Consider the following 18757-nt stretch of genomic DNA (forward strand, 5'->3'; position numbering starts at 1 on the left):
GACTTTTCAGATCAAAAATGCAAGTGAATGGTTCATTAAAAAGCCAGGTTGATACCGACCATAACGGTACGGGCTTGCGGGTACTGAACATAGTCGATACCGTTGTTGAGCAGGTTGTAGTTCCTCGACGACACTTCCGGATCGTAGCCCGTATACTTGGTGAATGTCAGCAGGTTCTGGCTCGACACGTATACGCGGGTTTTGCTCAGCACGTTGCCGGTCAGCTTGCCAATGACGGCGGCTGGAATGGTATAGCCGATGCTCAGGTTCTTCAGGCGCAGATACGACCCATCTTCGAGGAAGCGGTCCGATGTGCGTGAGTTCTGGTTCGGGTCGCCACTGATCGAGCGCGGTACGTCGGTGTTGGTATTCTGGGGTGTCCAGGCATTAAGGACATCGGTCGTGGCGTTAAACAGCCGGAGTTGTCCCTGGCCGATGACTTTGGTTCCGTTGTAGATCTTGTTTCCCTGTACGCCCTGGAAGAACACCGTAAAATCGAAGTTCTTGTAGTTACCCGACCAGTTCAGGCCGTAGCTGAACTTGGGAATGAAGCTGCCCAGGTACCGGCGGTCGTTGGCATCGATCTTGCCATTACCGTCCAGATCGCGGAACCGGATATCCCCTGCCGATGTCTTGTCATTCTGATAGAAACTTTTGTTGTCGCCATCGATGCCATTGTAGCGGTCAACCTCTTCTTTGCTCTGGAAAATACCATCGACCACCCAGCCATAGAACGACTGAATCGGCTGCCCTACTTCCGTACGGGTAATGTCGAACCCGCCGAAGTCAGCGTTCGAGCCGGAGTTGATGTTGGCGTTTGGCGTCGCCAGGCTCAGCACGTTATTCCGCGTTACATCGAAGGTTCCGGTCAGGTTCCAGTTGAAGTTCCGGCTGGAGTAGTTATAGCCCGCCGTCAGTTCAAAACCCCGGTTGCGCATGCTGCCGACGTTAGCCAGCGGGTTCACAGAGTAACCCTGCGATTCGGGTAGCGGCACGCGCAGCAGCAGTCCGTCGGTTTGCCGGCTGTAAACCTCGGCGCTCAGGCTGATTTTGTTATTGAACAGGGATGCGTCCACACCAATGTTGCTCATGGTGGTAACCTCCCAGCTCAGATCACTGTTGCCCAGCTGGTTGAAGTAGGAGCCCAGCTGAGTCTGGTTCCCGAACGGATAGATCGTATTGTTCGCCTGGATGAGCGGCTGCCAGTCGTAGTCACCAATGGCGTTGTAGCCGGTCTGGCCGTAGCTACCGCGCAGTTTCAGTTCGGAGATGGCCGGGATATTCTTCATGAATGATTCTTCACTCAGCCGCCAGCCTGCCGAAACCGCCGGGAACGTACCCCACTTGCGTCCCGGCGCAAACTTCGACGACCCGTCGCGACGAATCGAGGCTCCAATCAGGTACTTGCTGGCAAACTCATAGTTGAGTCGGCCTACGTACGAGATCAGCAGGTTTTCGGACAAGCTGCTGTTACCGTTCGGGTTCGACACGCCCTGAATAACCTGAATGTTGTTGTCGGGCCGCTGACCGCTGGCGCTGATGGACCGCGACTGGCTGCGCTGCCGTTCAGCCACGCCCGTCAGGTTGATAAAGTGCTTGCCGTAGGTTTTCTCGAAGGTGAGCTGGTTGGTCATCACCGACGAGAAAAATTCGCTCCGGTTTTCATTCACGTTCGCAATGACCCGGCTCCGGTTACCGTCGTTGTAGATCGGCAGAAACCCGTTAAAGCGTGCATTGGCATAGTCGGCTCCGAACGTGAACCGGTACCGCAGGAAATCGGTGAACTTAACGTCGGCGAAGATCGAACCCAGCAGTTTGAAGCCCCGGTCGGTCTGGAACTGCTGCTCCTGCTCGGCCACGCGCAGCGGGTTCTCGGGGTCGGTAGCGTCGAGTCCCTGCGCCGTTGTGCTGAATCCGCCAATTTTTGTTGGGTCCCGCACGGGCCAGTACGGGGTCATCCGCATGATGTTCATCAGCAGACTGCGGCCACCGCCATCACGCTCGAGCCGCCGGAAATCGGTCGACGCCAGCATCGTCTGACCAATGGTCAGAAATTTGTTGACCTTATGATCGGAGTTGATCCGGAAGCTTTGCCGATTGTAATTGGTGAACGGCAGAATACCGTCCTGGCTGAAATAGCCCAGGGAGGTATAAAAACGAGACGTAGCATTGCCGCCCGACAGAGAAATCTGATGGTCCTGGATAGGAGCCGCCCGGAACATGACGTCCTGCCAGTCGGTCTCGGTCTGCGCAAAGGTGGTAGACGCCCCGTCATAAATCGGAACGTTCAGGTTCGAGAAACGGCCCGGAACCGGCTGGCCGGCCGCTGTCAGCAGGGCGGTACCGTACTTGATATACTCCTGGCTGTTGAGCAGGTCCAGCTTGCGCCAGGCCGACTGCGAGCCGTAGTACGAATCGACATTAATGGTCAGCTTGCCGTTGGTAGCGCCTTTTTTGGTCGTAATCAGAATAACCCCGTTAGCCGCCCGCGACCCGTAAATAGCAGCCGCGCTGGCATCTTTTAAAACCTCCAGCGACTCGATGTCTTTGGGGTCGATGTTATTCAGGCCACCCGAAGGAATACCGTCGATCACATAGAGCGGGTTAGGGTTCAGACTGATCGAGCCGACCCCGCGGATCCGAACCACCGGTTCGCTACCCGGGCTACTGTTGTTGGTGACCGAAACACCCGGCACCCGCCCCTGCAGCGCCTGTACCGGACTGATTACCGGAAGTGCGCGCAGGTCCTTGGGCGTCACCGAAGATACGGCTCCCGTGAGCGATGACTTCTTCTGGGTACCGTAGCCAACTACAATCACCTCGTTCAGCGCCAGCGGGTCAACCACCATTTTGATATCGATCACGGAGCGATTACCTACGACGACTTCCTGACGGGTATAGCCAATGAAACTGAACACCAGTGTGGCCTGACGGCTAACGGACAGGCTGTACTTTCCGCTTTTGTCGGTAGTAGCCCCGCGCGAGGTACCCTTCTCGACTACGTTTACCCCCGGTAGAGGGTCACCCGATTCGGTAGTCACCGTACCGGTCAGTTGCTGGGCAAAGGCTGAGCCTGCCAGAATTACAAGCCCGATCAGTAGTGTGGTACGGACTGATCTCAGCCATCCACAACCACCGCCCGCTGTTGAAGTAACGTGTTGTTGCATAAATAGGGATTAGGTTTTAGTAAAAGCACATTGGTAAGCAAAAAGCACTATAGAAAGATCAAATAAATCACGCTTTACTTAAGTTTTAATACATAATTTCGAAATGAGTTAAATACATAATTTTGCAGCTGATAACAGTTAAAATAGCACACAATAACACCTATATATTATATTTATACATTAATTAATACTATTTTATACCGATTGCATGGCCCTGTTGCAAAGAAAGTAGATTAATCTTAAAACAGAAAAAGTCAACTCCTTAATTATATTGTTTTATTTAAAATAAATTTTTAAATTTATTTAGCGTTATTTTAATAAATAATTTAATAATACCAATTTTAATTCTCTCTTCGACTACTCTTTGACATATAGAAGTTTTAACATAAATACTCTAATAAGTATAATCACTTATTATACTTATTAGAGTATCAAAAATTCTAATGAATTAATTTAGTAAGTATTTATACTTATATCCACATTATGTCATAGATATGGATCAGGTAAACAGTCCTCAGGAAATAAAAAGGGAGTCACCTAACGGCGACTCCCTGGAAAGAAATAGTATGACAAGCTTATCGGCCGCAGATACCTTTGTAATCGCAGTACTGACAGGTTTCGAGCTGATCGGTTTTGCGGAAGGGCTCGCTGGGGTCAAACATGCGCTGGATCAGCTGGCGTAGTAAATTCTCTGAATCCTGAATGTACTGCTCAGGATCATCGTTTTCATCGAAGCGCACCGGGTTTGACTTGAAACCGCCCTGTACATCCCGAAATGAATAGAAGCCAGCCTCAACCGTCATCCCCTGGGCAGGAAACACGTCGGCAATGTCTTTATTGCGGGGCAGTCCGCCGTAGTCGCGGATGTTTTTGAGGGTTAGATAGCGATACATCCACAGCTGCCGCATCTTATCGGCCGACCCATCGTTAAGCAGTTTGTCGGCCAGGTCTTTCGGGGTTTTGTCGGGCAGATCGACTTTGCCCGTCTTATAATCGACAATCCGGATTTGCCCGCCGTACTGCTCGATCCGGTCGATCTTGCCGGCAATCCGAACGTGTAGCTGCCGCCCGTTCAGGGGCACATCGATGTAGGTATCGAGGGTCTGTTCGGAGCCGATGACTGTAAGCCCGCTCAGCTCACTTTGCTGCCGCTGAAAATCGAGCATCAGCTTTTTGGCCAGGTCGTAGAGCAGCAAATTGATGCCCGATTCCATCACCCGCCCTTTCATAGTCCGGGCAAATTCCTCTTCGAGCAACTGCACGATCAAGAGTTCGTCGATGGGTTTGTTGAGCAGGCGGTATTCCTTGTCGAGCCGCTCCAGAACCAGGTGCATCCAGTTTCCGAAGTCCGTAACGCCCATTTTTTCTTCGATATCCTCTTCCTCACTGATCTTCACGAGCCGGCTGAAATAGAAGCGCATGGAGCAGCTCACAAACTGGTTCAGGTACGACGGGTACAGCCCCCGGGTCGTCAGCAACGTAATCAGGTCGGCCCGGATCGAATCGGTTTTAGGCACCTGGAGGTCGGTCAGGCCGGGTAACTTATCGGCTCCAACGGGACCAAACCGCACCGAAGGTTTGGTAAGCCGGATGCGTCCCTGAGAGCGGGGCACCAGCTCGTGTTCAATTTGCCGTACAAACCGGCTGGGCTCCCCTTTGCTGTTCCCGTAGGCATCCGTCGAGGTTGTATGAATCAGGACGATTTCGCTGGCCCGCTGGAGCAGCCGGTAGAAGTGATAGGCCATAACGGCTTCCTGCTCCCGATAGGTAGGCAGCTGCAGCTCCTGGGCAATATCGAACGGGATCAGCGAGTTCAGCCGGCGCGATTGTGGCAGCACGCCCTCGTTGACCGACAGCACGATAACCCGGTCAAAGTCAAGGGCGCGCGTTTCCAGCATCCCCATAATCTGCAGCGAGCTACGGCCTTCGCTGGTGAACGGAATACTGGTTTGTCGAATCAGCTCATACAAAAACTGACGGAAGCTTTTCAGCGTGATGGTCGTTCGCCCGTCGGATCGCTGCCGGTCGAGGGTGGTTTCGAGCTGTTGCAGCAGCGTATAGAACAGATAGAGGTATTCGATTTCGATAGCGTCCTGACTAACCCGATACACATCGCGCAGCAGATCGATCAGCTCGTAGAAGGTCTGAATGGCGCGAGCGGGGTTGTCGCTGGGCCAGCGGGTAAACAGCACCCGAACCAGCGGATCGTTCAGCCCCAGCTCGTGAAGTTCTTTTTCGGTCAGGTAAACGCGCTGGTCTTTTACGATGGTTCTGGCAATCCACTGAAACAGCGGTTCGGGAGGCTCGACCACGCCTTTTTCATCCGTTCCGCCGGGCCACTCCAGCTGCTGAATCCGTTCGTACTGCTTAACAAAGGGGTGGTTGAGTACCTTCACCACGTGGCGGTGGTGAAACTTCGGAATCCGCAAATCCCGCCCGTCGCGGGTGCGGAACTCGTGTACAGTCCGCTGCATCTCAAACAGGGTATCAACCAGGGTAAACAGCAGCGACGATCGTAGCGACAGACCCATGGTTACGTTGAGGTCGGTAACCCCTTCGTCGAGGGCATACAGCACCGGCACCAGCAGGGTTTCGTCGGCCAGCACGATCGCCGTCCGCGGGTGCGTTGACCGAGTTTGCTCCTCTCCGGTATCCCTCTTGGCGTTATCGCTCCAGTCCCGATATAGTTTGCCGGCTACTTTGGCCTGCATACTGGCGTTGGGAACCCCAATAACACGGATGTTTTTGTCGGTACCGAGCAGGTTGTTCGAGTCGTTGCGCAGGTCGGCGTGGTTTTGCCGGGAGAAGAACCATCCATTGTCGCGGTACCGGCGCAGAAACTCCCCGGCCTCCTGCCGCCGGTCGTCCATATAATAGAGGTCGGCATCCCAGATCAGTTCGGCTTTGCTGGCGTCCACCAACACCCGAATCATTTGCTCTTCGGCCCGGCTGAGGGCATTGAACCCCACAAAATAGAGTTGTTCGTAGGCCAGGTTGTCGCGAACCAACGGCTCGACCTGTTCGGCCAGCAGCCGGTAGGCCATACCCCGGTAAGCCAGCCCCTGCTCATTGAGCCGCTGGTGGAGGGCGTGGTACGCAGCCTGCAGGTTTTCGAAAAGTTTAAAATACCGGGCTGTACCGGGCGTCTCGACCAGGGGCTGGGCCGACGAAGGCATGTCGACCTGCCAGCGCTCGAGGGCTTTGGCCGCCGTCAGGTAGCTAAACAGTTCGTGGGGATTGACCAGGTACTGATCCATCCGGTCAAAATCCGTCAGCAAGACATTGGCCCAGCCGATAAACTGCTCGAACTCTACCAGCGGATCGATTTCTTTGAAGACCTCGTAGAGCTCGAACACCAGACTGACCGAGTCGATCAGCTGCACCCCGGCGGCCTGGGTGATAAAATCGTCGACGGCGAGGGCGTGCGGAGCCAGGAATGGACGGTCTGACAAAGCGGCCAGCTCATCCAGAAATACCGAAACAGCCCGTCGGGTAGGCAATATGACCCACACATCGCGGAGACTGGGACCGTGGGTGTCAAAAATGCGTCGAGCCGTTTGTTGAAGAAACGTCATTCAGTACTTGTCGGATAGACAGTCGGTGAGTGAATCAGTAAAGATAACGCCCCCACCCCCGACATCTGGCCTATGACCCGTATAAATTCGGTATCCCCGCCCCCGTCGGCAACGTTGTTCAGGCCCCTGTGCGGGCTAACCGGCTGAGCAGGAGTCTCAATGCATACGATCGCCCCGCACGGCCATGTTCGCCATAATATCGGCTTCTACGGCCAGAAACTCTTTCCAGCGTTCGCGGACCCGGTCGGCGGGCAGGTAGGTTTCGGCCAGTTCGATAAAATTGCGGTAGTGGCCTGCCTCGGAGATCATCAGCTCGCGGTAGAACTTCCGCAGGCTCTCGTCGGCAATATGCTCGGAGAGGAGTTTGAAGCGTTCGCAGCTGCGGGCTTCGATCAGGGCGTTGATGAGCAGGTTGTCCATCAGCTGTTCGTTCTGATCGCCCGTTGACCGGCGCAGTCGGCTGCGGAGCTGGTTTACATACTCGTCTTTGCGCTGGCGTCCCAGGGGAATATTACGCTTCCGGAGTTCTTTCAGCACCCGCTGAAAATGCCCCCATTCTTCGGCTACAACGGGGGTCAGCACCTCAACCAGCTCTTCCTTATCGGAATAACTGACGATGAGGGAGATACAGGATGAAGCCGCTTTCTGCTCGCAGTAAGCGTGATCGATCAGGATGTCGCCGATGTTCATCCCGGCGATGTTTACCCAGCGGGGGTCAGTAGGTAGTTCGAGACCAAGCGTCGTTAAGCTCATAATCAACCGGCCAGTTCAGACTGTGACCATCAATAAAAAGCAAAGGTAACAGGTCCGGGCCGACTATTTACCAGTCAGTCGACGGCCCCTTTCGGCTTCGTATGGTTCGATCAATTCCACTGCAACCTGCGGCTGCGGATTGGTGTTAATCAGGTATGACAACAACCCGTGCTTTTCTGACCACTGCTTCCCTGCTGGTAGCGGCCTTGCTGATGACAGGCTGCCAGCAGCAGTCATCTACCAACAACTCACCCAAAGATACCAGCCCGGCCAAACTCCCTGAGCTGCAATCCGGCGAAGCCGTAGCCACGTTCGCAGCCGGTTGCTTCTGGTGTACCGAAGCCCAGTTTGAATCGCTGCGCGGGGTGCGCGAGGTCGTTTCGGGCTATGCCGGTGGCGAGCTGGAGAACCCCACCTACGAACAGGTCGGCACCGATCAGACCGGCCATGCCGAATCGATTCAGGTCTATTATGACCCGCGCGTCATTCCGTTCGATACGCTGGTCAAAGCTTTCTTCATCGGCCACGACGCCACCTCGCTGAATCGGCAGGGACCCGACGTAGGCACGCAATACCGGTCCATTGCCTTTTACCGGACCCCCGCCGAGAAAGCCAGTATCGAAACCGCCATCCGTCGCGAAAATGAATCGGGTCGATACAGCCGACCTGTTGTGACGCAGGTCGTACCGTTCCGGGCTTTTTACCCGGCCGAAGTCTATCACCAGGGCTACTATTATACCCACCCCGACGAGCTTTATGTCAGCTCGGTGTCTACGCCTAAAGTAGAGAAGTTCCGCGAACGCATGGCCAGCTGGCTGAAGAAGCCCAACTAAACACCCCGATCGAGGGCGGTCTGGAACAGTGGCTGGTTTACCAGCTTACTCCCAACTAGTCCGGACCGCCCCTGACCGGGTAGTCTGCAACCGTTCGAGCTGTACATCATCAAGTCCTGCGGCCATTTCCACAGCCCCGGAACCGTTCGGCTTAAACGTATATTGCGCGATTGACGGGAACCTTGTAACATTGCTCAGTCTTTCAACCAACGACTGACGCCCATGCCCGAACCAGACCAATCGATTGGCCGCAAAATCCTGAGTTTCTTCGTCAAAGAGGAGGAAGCCGCGCCCGGAACCGCTGCCGGAACCGCCCCGGCCAGTACGAACGCCCAACCCCGGCCAGCCGCGCCGGCTCAGCCTGTGCCCGCATCGCCAGTCGGCCCGGCGCCGACCCCGGCCGTGCCCCCCGGTACGGTAGACCCCAAGTTTGCGCAGCATTTTGCGGATGTGCTGGCCCAGAACAATCCGCCCGGACCGGACTATTTCGAGTTTCGGGAAACCCTGCGTAGCCTGAACAACCTGGGCCTGACGGAAGAGAAGCAGTACCAGGCCGCCTGGGCCAGCTTCAAGGCGCTAAGCGGCAAAGCCGACGTGAGTCTACTGACCAATACGGCCAGCCAGTACATAGCGGCCCTGAACAAGGATCGCGATGGTTTCAGCAAAAGCGTGGAAGCTGCCCTGGCCGAACGGGTTGGGGGGCTGCAGAACGAACAGAAGCGATTACAGGCTGAAAGCGAAGCACTGGCCAAACAGCTGCTGGAGATTCAGAAACAGATCGATGCCAACACCCAGCGGCTGAACGCTATCGGGGGCGAAATAACGGAGCAGAGTACGAAGATTACCCAGAACCGGGCCAGCTACGACGCCACGTTTGCTCACTTTACGGATCAGATCAAGGCGGATATCGACAAGATCAAAAGCTATTTGAACTAGGAAGACGGTTTGCGGTTTTCCGGGTACCACTGGTGGCCTACTGCCTGATCGTACCCGCAGCCATTCGCAACCGAACCGATTACACTGTCAAACGAAAACAAAATACATGGCAACTCCTGATTTTTCACAACTGGGCGGCAAGACGGACGTAGAGAAACGTTCGTTCTGGAGCCGTCCCGAAGGCATACTGGGCATGATCGTGCTGGCCGGGGTGGCGGGCTTCGGCCTGGTTTACTTCAACCGGATCATTGAGTTTCTGATCCGGGCCACCTCAAACGTACTCGAACTGGCGCTGTTGCTGGGCGTGCTGGGCGTGGTGATCTTTCTGGTTACCAGCCGCGACGTGCGAACGGCAGTTTTCTTCCTGTTCAAATCGCTCATGCGCAGTATAACCGGCACCGTTATCCAGCTGAACCCGATCGCAATCATGAAGATCTACATCGACGATCTGCGTAAGAAGCGGCAGGAGATGCAGGGGCAGATCGATACGCTGGCCGGCCAGCTGGTCAAGCTGAACAAACGCATCAGCCAGAACAACGAAACCATCAAGCAGAAATTCGCGGAGGCTAACAAAGCCAACGGTATGACCGACCGACCCGGTATGCGCGAGCAGGCACAGCTAGCCACCATCGAGGGAGCGGGCTTGCAGGAAATGAATGAGAAGCTGCTGCCCCTCCAGCGGAATATTACGATGGTGCTGGCCTTCATGGAAAAGGTCAACCAGAGCGCCGACTACATTATCAAGGAAACCGAGATTAAAGTCCGGCTCAAGGAAACCGAGTACCAGATTGTCAAAGAAAGCTCAAACGCGCTCAAAACCGCGGTCAGCATCTTCAAAGGCGATCCGGACAAGAAGTTCTATTTCGACCAGTCGATGGAATACATCCAGGACGACATGAGCCAGAAACTGGGCGAGATGAAGCGGGCTATGGACCTATCCATGGACTTCATCAATGGCGTCGATATTCAGAACGGTATTCTGTCTGACAAGGGTCAGGCGCTACTCGAGGCTTATAATAAAGGCGAATTCAGGATGGTTCAGTTAGACACGCCCGGCGCCCCTAACCCCATTACCGCGCCCCAGCCCGGCCAGATCAACCCACCCAAAGACGCTGGCTACCGCAACCTGCTGGATTAGTCAATGAGTGGATGAGTGATTGTTTCAGCTACCTGGTCAATCACGAATTCACTCATTCACTTAATAAAAACCAATAAACAAATCACCTTTTACGCTATACCCTATGCAACGTTTAACCGTGGCCGGTCGGCTGCTCATCACGGCCCTGATCCTGGCCGCTATCTTCTTCGGGTTCCGTTATTTTGGCGGAAACGATGCGCTTCGGAAACTGGCTCCCAAACAGGAGTCTGAATCAGCTACCATGCCCCGCGCCGACGAGGAGTCGACAGCCTCGACCGACGAGTCGGTGGCGTCGGACAATGGATCGGGTTCGTCGAGTTCATCTACCGAAACGACGGCCAGCAGCAGCACGCGTCAACCGTTTACCTTTACGCCCCCGGCCCCGCAGAATGGTAAGCTGAAAGGGGTCGTTGAGCTGGGCGCCAGCGGCTTCAACTCGTTCATTGTGCGGATTGATGATCAGAAAAACTGGAAACTCGAAAAAGCTGAATTTGGCAATAGCCTGGTCATGGAGAACATGGCGACCGACGACGATGTGCGCGGGGGCTTGAAAAGCTACATCGGCAAAATGCTCGATTTCGGCGTAGGTGGTCGCGATATCCAGTTCGTTGTCAGTTCCGGCGCGGTCAAGGCCGAGGGGACCCAGAAAATTATCCGGGCGCTCAAATCGCTGAATTACGTAGTCAATACCGTAAGCCCCGAGCAGGAGGGCTCCCTGGCCCTGCGGGCGGTATTACCCGCCGACTTCTACGACAATGCGTTTGTTGTCGACATTGGCTCGGGGAATACCAAGCTATCCTGGAAAGAGGGCGGGCAAACGAAAGCGATCGAAACCTACGGCTCCAAATACTTCCAGAATGGCACGAGCGACGATGCCGTTTATAATGAAGTGAAGGCCAAGGCCAAACAGATCCCGGCCGATCACCGCAAAATATGCTTCATCATCGGTGGCGTGCCGTTTGAACTGGCCAAAGAGGTACGAAGCGGCAAGGAGCGCTATACGGTGCTGAATGCTCCCTCGGCCTACAAGGTAGAAAACGCCAAGTCGAAAGCAGGGGTCAACATCTACCGGGCCATTGCCGATGCTACCGGCGCCGAGCAGTTTGTCTTCGACTGGGATGCCAACTTTACCATTGGCTACCTGCTGACGCTGAAGTAAGTAAAAAGACCATACAGGGGGAGTTGTGAGAAGCGAGAGGAGAGACCTGCGGTGGCGTATGTTTCCGGCTCCTGTTCCACAACTCCCCTTTCATTTATCCCCTACCCCCACCCTATGACACTACGCGCCTTATTTGACCTCCTCTCCGGGCAACCCACCCTGCTTTTTCTGCTCCTGTCGGCCGTACCCACAGGAGCATTTTTAGTTAACCTCTGGTCGGGCCACACGGCCGAATCGATCTGGCAATGGCGTTATGTGTACGCAGCGCTGGTCTATCTGGCGTGCCTGCCGGGCGTGTTTGCACTGACCCTGAACGTCTATCTCTTTCTGTTTGAGCGCCAAAGCATCTGGGACATGAACCTCGCCGTTCAGCTGCTGCCCATCCTGACCATGGTGGCCACGCTGATGATGATCCGGCGAAAGATTCCGTTCAGCTACATACCCGGATTCGGCAAATTATCTGGCTTTCTGACGCTCATTGCCGCTATTATGGGTATCCTCTGGTTCGTTGACCGGACCCGCATCTACGCGGTTACCTACATCCCGTTCGTCTACATACTGGTCGGATTCATTGGCCTGTTACTCCTGATCCGCTTCGCCTGGAGCCGTTTGTTCTAAGGCTACTCGTGTACGTGGCTCTGTAGCCGCTGAATCAGCAGGGCCAGCAGTCGGCGGGTAATTTCAGACTCCTCGGCCGTAAACGTGCTCCATTCTTCGGGCGTAAAATGTCCCAGCACCATACCGACGAGGGTGAGCCGCAGTTTGGTATCTTCCCGAACGGCCCGTTCGAGCTGGGCCAGCTTATCGGGCTTCGACAAGCGGTCGAACCGGATTTTTCGTTTGGGCCAGTGGTGGCTCCAGCAGGCTAGCAGGCTGTTATCCAGCATCTTGAGTATGGGCCGGAGGGTCTTGTTCTGAAATTGCTCGGCGGTACTGACAGCTCCTGGCTCAGTATCGATCGTGGGGCGCGACGGGGTGGTTCGTTCGGTCATGTTGTTTGATCCGTGTTGTCTCTCTACAGACATGCTGTTGAGCGATATGGTTACCCGGCGGGCTCCCGGTCGTCCGATTTTCACATCTCTGCCCGTTACTTACGTCTTATGCCGGTACGCTTTACCCCCGCTTTTTACTGGATAACATCCTTCGCTGGTTGGCTGATAGTCGGTTGCCAGCCGCCGACCGGCGCCCCGTTTTCAGCCGGGTACGACTACTTCCCGCTGCAACCGGGCCAGTACCGGATTTATGACGTAACCGAGCATCGCTACGCACTAACCAGCGCGCCTGTTACCCAAACGTATCAGCTCCGGGAGGTAACAGGCCTTGCCTATACGGACGCAGCCGGACAGGTTGCTTACCAGTTGCACAGGTACCGGCGAGACAGCGATACTGACCCCTGGCAACCCGATTCGATCTGGAGTGCCAGACTGGTCAACAATGAAGCCATACGCACCGAAAATGGACGAGACTTTATCAAGCTGATGTTTCCACCCGGCGACCTGCTCACCTGGAACGGCAACCGCCGAAACGGCTCGGAACCAGATGAGTTGATACTACGCAATAGTGGGCAGCCCTACCGCGTTCAGGATAAAGAGTTCAGCGAAACCGTAACCGTGCTGGCCCGGACTGACTCGACCCTTATATCGAAGAAAAAACGGATCGAGGTGTATGCCCGTCAGGTAGGCCTCGTCTACGCCGAACAGACCCGGCTTTATTTCTGCACTTCATCGCCCGACTGTATCGGGAAAAATCAGATTGATTATGGCATTCAACAAGTCTACTCCATTCGTTCCTTTGGTATTGACTAAAACAGGCTGGCTGGTTACCCTGTTTGTTCTGGTATCGTTCTCCGTTGCCGGCCAGACAAATCGCAAGTACCTGGTGTTGCTGCGCGACAAAGCCAGCTCGCCCTACAGCATCGATCGGCCCGGGCAGTTCCTGTCCCAGCGCGCGATCCAGCGTCGGCAGAAACAAAACATCGCCGTGCTGGAGCGGGATCTGCCCGTAACGCCCGCCTACGTCGCCCAGATTCAGCAGACGGGTGCCCGGATCTGGTATACGTCCCGCTGGTTCAACGCCGTACTCGTCGAAACCAACGAAACCACCCTGGCCACGATCCAGCGACTCCCGTTCGTAGCCGGGGTGGAATTCGACAAATCACTGGCCAACGCCCGCCTGGGCGAAACCGGGCGGGTCGCCAGCCTGGCCCAGGCCGGGAGTGCGGGAAAGTTTGGCGCCGTTGAGCCGCTGAACTACGGTAACTCCCTGAATCAGGTAACCCAGATCGGAGCCGACAAAATGCACCAGGCGGGGTACCGGGGCGAAGGTATGCTGATTGGGGTGCTGGACTCGGGTTTCCTGCGGGCTAACCAGCTCAGCTTTCTCAAACCCCTCTTCGACGAAAAACGGATTCTGGCGACCTATGATTTTGTTCGGAAGGAGACCAGCGTCTACGAAGATGATTCCCACGGCCTGTCGTGTTTGTCGGCCATTGCCGCTACGGCCGATAACCAGCTATACGGCACGGCTTTTAAAGCCCAGTTCATTCTCTTACGTACCGAAGACGCCGGTAGCGAGCAGCGTATTGAAGAAGCCAACTGGCTGTTTGGCGCCGAATACGCCGACAGCGCCGGCGTCGATGTGATCAGTTCATCGCTGGGCTATACGACCTTCGACGATCCTGCTTCGGGCTATACCTACCGGGACATGAACGGCAACACGGCACTTTCGAGCCGGGCCGCTCAGATCGCGGCCGAAACAGGCATGGTAGTGGTGGTAGCGGCTGGTAACGAAGGGTCGGGCAGCTGGCGGTATCTGTCGGCTCCTTCCGATGCAGCCGGTGTGCTGGCCATAGGCGCCGTGACGCAAACGGGCCAGCGGGCCACTTTCAGCTCGTTTGGCCCCTCGGCCGATGGACGGGTGAAACCGGACCTTGCAGCCCGCGGGCAGGGAACACTGGTCGGCAGTCCCGGGGGGCAGATCGTCTCGGGAAACGGCACCTCGTTTGCTACGCCCCTGGTGGCCGGACTGGCTGCCGGCTTCTGGCAGGCCAACCCCCGCCTGACAGCCGCCCAGGTTACCGATGCCCTGCGCCGATCGGGAAGCCAGTATACTTCACCCGATGATCAAGTCGGGTATGGAATACCCAATTTTGAACGGGCCATGGAAGTGGCCCGGACGTACAGCCAGTTCCTGATTTACCCCAATCCCTTCAGCGATAGCCAGCCCCTGGCCGTGCAGTGGGGCGACGTCCAGGCCAACACGACTATCGACGCCACCCTGACCGATCTGGCCGGACGCGTAGTCTGGAGTAATCGCTATACACCGGCGGGCTTAGCGGCCTTTGTACTCCCTCCTCTTAACCTATCGGCAGGCTTATACGTTATGACTTTGGTGGCCGGTGATCAGAAGCGGTCCATTAAAGTCATAAAACAATAATGTATGGCACAGGTAGAGGTCGTTCGGGGTGATATAACCAGCCAGGTCGTTGATGCCGTCGTCAACGCGGCTAACACGAGTCTGCTGGGGGGCGGTGGTGTAGACGGCGCTATTCACCGGGCGGCAGGGCCCGAACTGGTCATGGCGTGCCGGCAGCTGAATGGCTGCGCAACGGGCGACGCAAAAATTACCAGCGGCTTTCGACTACCCGCCAAACACGTCATCCACGCCGTTGGGCCCGTGTGGCGGGGCGGTCGACACGGCGAATCGGACTTACTGGCCAGCTGTTATAAACGGTCGCTCGAACTGGCAACGGATCACGGCCTGACCAGTATCGCCTTTCCTAACATCAGCACGGGTATTTACGGCTATCCCAAAGCCGAGGCCGCCCGGGTAGCCATCCGTACGGTTCAATCGTTTTTGCTGGCTCAGACCTCGGTTGGGCAGGTTATCTTCGTTTGCTTTGACAGCGACAACTACGAGTTGTACACCGACCTTTTAACGCAGGGGCTGGGTTGAGCTACTTTTTTTCGAGCGTGCGTAGGGGTACGAACGTGTTGGCTGGTCTATCCGGAAACATGCGAATCTCTTATGCAACTGCTTATCAAATCTGGCATTTTCTGCCTGACGCTTCTTTCATTCACTGCCTGCCATTTTACTAAAGTAAACCCGGAGGCAGGCAACCTCACGACAACCACGCGGCCTGTCTCCGGCTTTTCGGGCCTGCGGATCGAAGATGGCATCCAGACGACCCTCGTGAAGGGGACGACGGAGAGCGTTACCATCGAAGCCCGCGAAGGGTACCAGTCATACTTTAAGACAGAGGTTGTCAACGGTGTGCTGCGCATTTACATCGACAATCGGCTGAACACCCGTAACCTGAGCGAGCGCCGGGCCGTTGTGACCATGAAAGCCCTGACGAGCCTGAACACCTCGGGCGGTGCGCGCGTTACGAGCAACGACAATTTCGCGCCGGGGAGTTTGTCGATAAAGGTCAGTGGCGGTGGCTACGTAGGCCTCCCCCTCACAACGGATATCCTGACCATCAGCGGCAGTGGCGGTTCAGAAATTGAGCTGTCGGGTACGGCCCGTACGGTAACGATCGACGATCTGAGCGGTGGTAGTACGGCCAAACTAGCCAACCTGCCGGCCAACGCCTGCACGGTAGACGCGTCGGGGGGTAGCGTGGCCGAAGTTAATGTCAGTCAGGAGCTGACCGTTCGGGCGTCGGGCGGGAGCCGGGTTCGGTACCGGGGTACGCCCCGCATTTCGCAGAACCTGTCGGGTGGCTCGTCGGTCAGCCAGCTATAGTCAGACGTCCGTATTCAGTTCAGCCAGTATCCAGACAGCTTCGTCGCCCAGGGCATAGGTTTCGCCACCGGTAGTGCCGTAGCAGGCCACTACCGTGAGACCAGCCTGGGCAAAAAGCTGACACAGGTGCCCCAGCGTATAGACGTAATGCCGGGCGACCCGCGTCTCCGTTTTCCCGTCGTGTACGTACGTCAGGTGCGAGTCGATCCGGCTTTCGAGGGGGTCGTACTCGTTTTCGACCAGAAACAGAATGGGCTGATCCGGGTCGCCCACGGGTTGCCAGTTTCGGGCCTGATAGTCGGGCAGTACCGATTCGGCAATCATTTCGGTATGAGCCAGAAATCGGCCACCCGGCTTCAGCAAGCCAGCAATCTGGCGCAGAAATGCCAGCATGTCGGCCTGGGAGAAAAAACTAAAGCTGTTTCCCAGACAATAGCCGGCGTCAAAAGGGGCTTCTGTCTCGAGGGTTGGGCCTACGGCCAGAAAATCACCCTGAACCGGGTTGAGGCTTAGTTTTTCGGCGCGGGCAGCCTGCTCCAGTTCATCGATATACTCCTCCGAAATATCGACCCCGGTTAGCCGGGCCCCCATGCGCGCCAGCGGCAACGCATGTCGACCGTAGCCGCAGAACACATCCAGCACCCGATCGCCGGGGCCGAACTCGAGGGTCTCGACCAGCAGTTCCAGCTCCAGATGGGTTTGTTCGTCGGTCTGTGCCGCCTTCCAAGCAAGCTGCGGCAAACCCGTAAAAAAAGTATGATACCAGGCCATGGTGGTAGTGATGAGTTAGGAGCGATGAGCGATGAGTCACTTTCAACATACATCGCTCATCGCTCCTAACTCATCACTTTAAAGTTGAAAGCGTTTCCTGGATGGCCTGGAAGCTGGGCACTTCGCCGGCGTTATCGAGGACTTCGGCGTACTGGATGATGCCCTGCTGATCTACCACAAAGGCCGCGCGTTTGCTTACGCCTTTCATGTTCATCACGAAGGTGTCATAGTAGGCACCGTAAGCCTGTGATACGTCTTTGTTGAAATCGGATAAGAGATCGAACGGCAGGTTCTGCTCTTCTTTGAATCGGGCCAGCGTAAAGGGCGAGTCGACCGAAATACCCACCACGTCGGCATTCAGCCCCGCGTAGGTGCTGATGTTGTCACGAACCTCGCAGAGTTCGGCCGTGCAGACGCTGGTAAACGCCATCGGGAAAAACAGGATAATCAGGTTTTTATTCTCAAAACCAGCCAGTGATACTTCTTTTTTGTCGCTGCTGAAGAGCGTGAATGCGGGGGCTTTTTGTCCGGGGGAGAGCATTTTGTCAGGTAGTGCAGTTGGTTAAGTGTATAACAAACCCGGCCAAAATTGTTCATTTTTCGGTGCGGAATCAAAAGCAAGTCTGAAAATTGGGTAATTTTCAGGGTTCATCGGCCCCTGTGTTTCCATAGGCAGGCTGGCCGAAACAAGCTGTATTCAACAAAACCTCTGCACATAAACTATTCCCTGAATGCAAACCTACTGGGGTATTGACCTGGGCGGCACCAAGATAGAAGGCGTTATTCTGCAAGTCGAACGAGGTACCGCACCAACGCCCGACGCTGTCATCATCCGCAAACGCATTGATACCGAAGCCCACAATGGCTACGACCATATTCTGAACCAGGTTGTCAGGCTCATCGATTTGCTGAAAGCCGAAACCGGTCTCACACCCGAACGCATCGGCTTTGCTACCCCCGGCACCTTCGACCCGGCCCGGCAGACCATGAAAAACTGCAACACCACCTCGCTGAATGGCAAACCCATGAAGCAGGATTTGGCCCAGTTGCTGGGGGTTCCGGTCGAGCTGGCCAACGATGCAAACTGTTTTGCCCTGGCCGAAGCCACCCTCGGCATCGTGCCCGATGTCGTACCCGATTTCCAGACCGTTTTTGGCGTCATCATGGGAACGGGGGTTGGCGGAGGGGTGGTGGTTCGGGGCCGCGACGGCGCTCCATTTGTCCTGAACGGCTTACAGGGTATCGGTGGCGAATGGGGTCATAACATCCTCGAAGAAAACGGTCATTCGTGCTACTGCGGCAAACGCGGCTGCACCGAACAGGTGATCTCGGGTCCGGCTCTTCAGCGCTATTATCAGCAGCTGAGTAATGAACAGCGAACCATGAAAGAGATTATGGAGCGCTATCACGCGGGCAACGACCTGGCCGCCAGCCAGACCGTAAACCGGATGCTGGAGTACTTCGGCCGGGCTGTTTCCACCCTTATCAATGTACTCGACCCCGACGCTATCGTGCTGGGCGGGGGCGTCGGGAACGTTGATCTGCTGTATACCGAGGGCGTTGAGCGTGCCAAGAAGTACGTTTTTAACTCGGGCGAGATCCGGACAGCGTTTCTCAAACCTAAACTCGGCGACAGCGCCGGTGTATTCGGTGCGGCTATGCTGTAAACTTAGACTACC

At 55.7% G+C, this 18757-nt stretch carries 16 protein-coding genes; 10 read left to right on the forward strand and 6 right to left on the reverse strand.

Annotation, left to right across the window (positions count from 1 at the left end):
- Positions 1-35: 35 nt before the first annotated feature.
- The 3 genes from B1C80_RS10730 to B1C80_RS10740 form a co-directional block, all read right to left on the reverse strand.
- Positions 36-3167 (reverse strand): TonB-dependent receptor, encoded by a 3132-nt coding sequence (locus B1C80_RS10730; protein WP_077921085.1) that lies wholly within the window; start codon positions 3165-3167, stop codon positions 36-38.
- Between the two features lie 575 nt (positions 3168-3742).
- On the reverse strand, positions 3743-6742 hold the full coding sequence (locus tag B1C80_RS10735) for a PD-(D/E)XK nuclease family protein (protein ID WP_077921086.1): 3000 nt from the start codon (positions 6740-6742) through the stop codon (positions 3743-3745).
- A 156-nt stretch (positions 6743-6898) separates the two neighbouring features.
- Entirely contained in the window at positions 6899-7495 is a 597-nt protein-coding gene (locus B1C80_RS10740; RefSeq protein ID WP_077921087.1) for a tRNA-(ms[2]io[6]A)-hydroxylase, read from the reverse strand.
- 155 nt (positions 7496-7650) lie between these two features.
- On the opposite strand from B1C80_RS10740, the gene msrA reads away from it, so the two are divergent.
- The 5 genes from msrA (at position 7651) to B1C80_RS10765 (ending at position 12179) form a co-directional block, all read left to right on the forward strand.
- On the forward strand, positions 7651-8328 hold the full coding sequence (msrA, locus tag B1C80_RS10745; RefSeq protein WP_077921088.1) for a peptide-methionine (S)-S-oxide reductase MsrA: 678 nt from the start codon (positions 7651-7653) through the stop codon (positions 8326-8328).
- Between the two features lie 222 nt (positions 8329-8550).
- A complete protein-coding gene (locus tag B1C80_RS10750) occupies positions 8551-9264 on the forward strand; it encodes a hypothetical protein (RefSeq protein WP_077921089.1) in 714 nt (237 codons plus the stop codon).
- Between the two features lie 106 nt (positions 9265-9370).
- Positions 9371-10402, forward strand: a complete 1032-nt coding sequence (locus B1C80_RS10755) for a hypothetical protein (protein WP_077921090.1) — start codon at positions 9371-9373, stop codon at positions 10400-10402.
- Between the two features lie 103 nt (positions 10403-10505).
- The gene (locus tag B1C80_RS10760; protein ID WP_077921091.1) at positions 10506-11561 is read left to right on the forward strand and encodes a hypothetical protein; all 1056 of its coding nucleotides are present in this window, start codon (positions 10506-10508) and stop codon (positions 11559-11561) included.
- Positions 11562-11675: 114 nt separating this feature from the next.
- Entirely contained in the window at positions 11676-12179 is a 504-nt protein-coding gene (locus B1C80_RS10765) for a hypothetical protein (protein ID WP_077921092.1), read from the forward strand.
- 2 nt (positions 12180-12181) lie between these two features.
- Here B1C80_RS10765 and B1C80_RS10770 read toward each other — a convergent pair whose 3' ends face one another.
- Positions 12182-12586: a glyoxalase gene (locus B1C80_RS10770; protein WP_236648712.1), complete on the reverse strand. Its 405-nt coding sequence runs from the start codon at positions 12584-12586 to the stop codon at positions 12182-12184.
- Between the two features lie 75 nt (positions 12587-12661).
- On the opposite strand from B1C80_RS10770, the gene B1C80_RS10775 reads away from it, so the two are divergent.
- The 4 genes from B1C80_RS10775 (at position 12662) to B1C80_RS10790 (ending at position 16307) form a co-directional block, all read left to right on the forward strand.
- Positions 12662-13366, forward strand: a complete 705-nt coding sequence (locus tag B1C80_RS10775) for a hypothetical protein (RefSeq protein ID WP_077921094.1) — start codon at positions 12662-12664, stop codon at positions 13364-13366.
- Positions 13320-14996: a S8 family serine peptidase gene (locus B1C80_RS10780; RefSeq protein ID WP_077921095.1), complete on the forward strand. Its 1677-nt coding sequence runs from the start codon at positions 13320-13322 to the stop codon at positions 14994-14996. Before B1C80_RS10775 ends, B1C80_RS10780 begins: the two co-directional genes overlap by 47 nt.
- A 3-nt stretch (positions 14997-14999) precedes the next feature.
- A complete protein-coding gene (locus B1C80_RS10785; protein WP_077921096.1) occupies positions 15000-15515 on the forward strand; it encodes an O-acetyl-ADP-ribose deacetylase in 516 nt (171 codons plus the stop codon).
- A 72-nt stretch (positions 15516-15587) separates the two neighbouring features.
- Positions 15588-16307, forward strand: a complete 720-nt coding sequence (locus B1C80_RS10790) for a head GIN domain-containing protein (protein ID WP_077921097.1) — start codon at positions 15588-15590, stop codon at positions 16305-16307.
- Here B1C80_RS10790 and B1C80_RS10795 read toward each other — a convergent pair whose 3' ends face one another.
- A complete protein-coding gene (locus tag B1C80_RS10795; RefSeq protein ID WP_077921098.1) occupies positions 16308-17078 on the reverse strand; it encodes a bifunctional 2-polyprenyl-6-hydroxyphenol methylase/3-demethylubiquinol 3-O-methyltransferase UbiG in 771 nt (256 codons plus the stop codon).
- A gap of 73 nt (positions 17079-17151) precedes the next feature.
- Positions 17152-17619, reverse strand: a complete 468-nt coding sequence (locus B1C80_RS10800; protein WP_077921099.1) for a redoxin domain-containing protein — start codon at positions 17617-17619, stop codon at positions 17152-17154.
- A 190-nt stretch (positions 17620-17809) separates the two neighbouring features.
- Between B1C80_RS10800 and B1C80_RS10805 the strand changes: the two genes are divergently transcribed.
- Complete coding sequence (locus tag B1C80_RS10805) at positions 17810-18745, forward strand: ROK family protein (RefSeq protein WP_077921100.1); 936 nt, start codon at positions 17810-17812, stop codon at positions 18743-18745.
- Positions 18746-18757: the final 12 nt, after the last annotated feature.

It is taken from the genome of Spirosoma sp. 209 (assembly GCF_002006735.1).
Classification (GTDB): domain Bacteria; phylum Bacteroidota; class Bacteroidia; order Cytophagales; family Spirosomataceae; genus Spirosoma; species Spirosoma sordidisoli.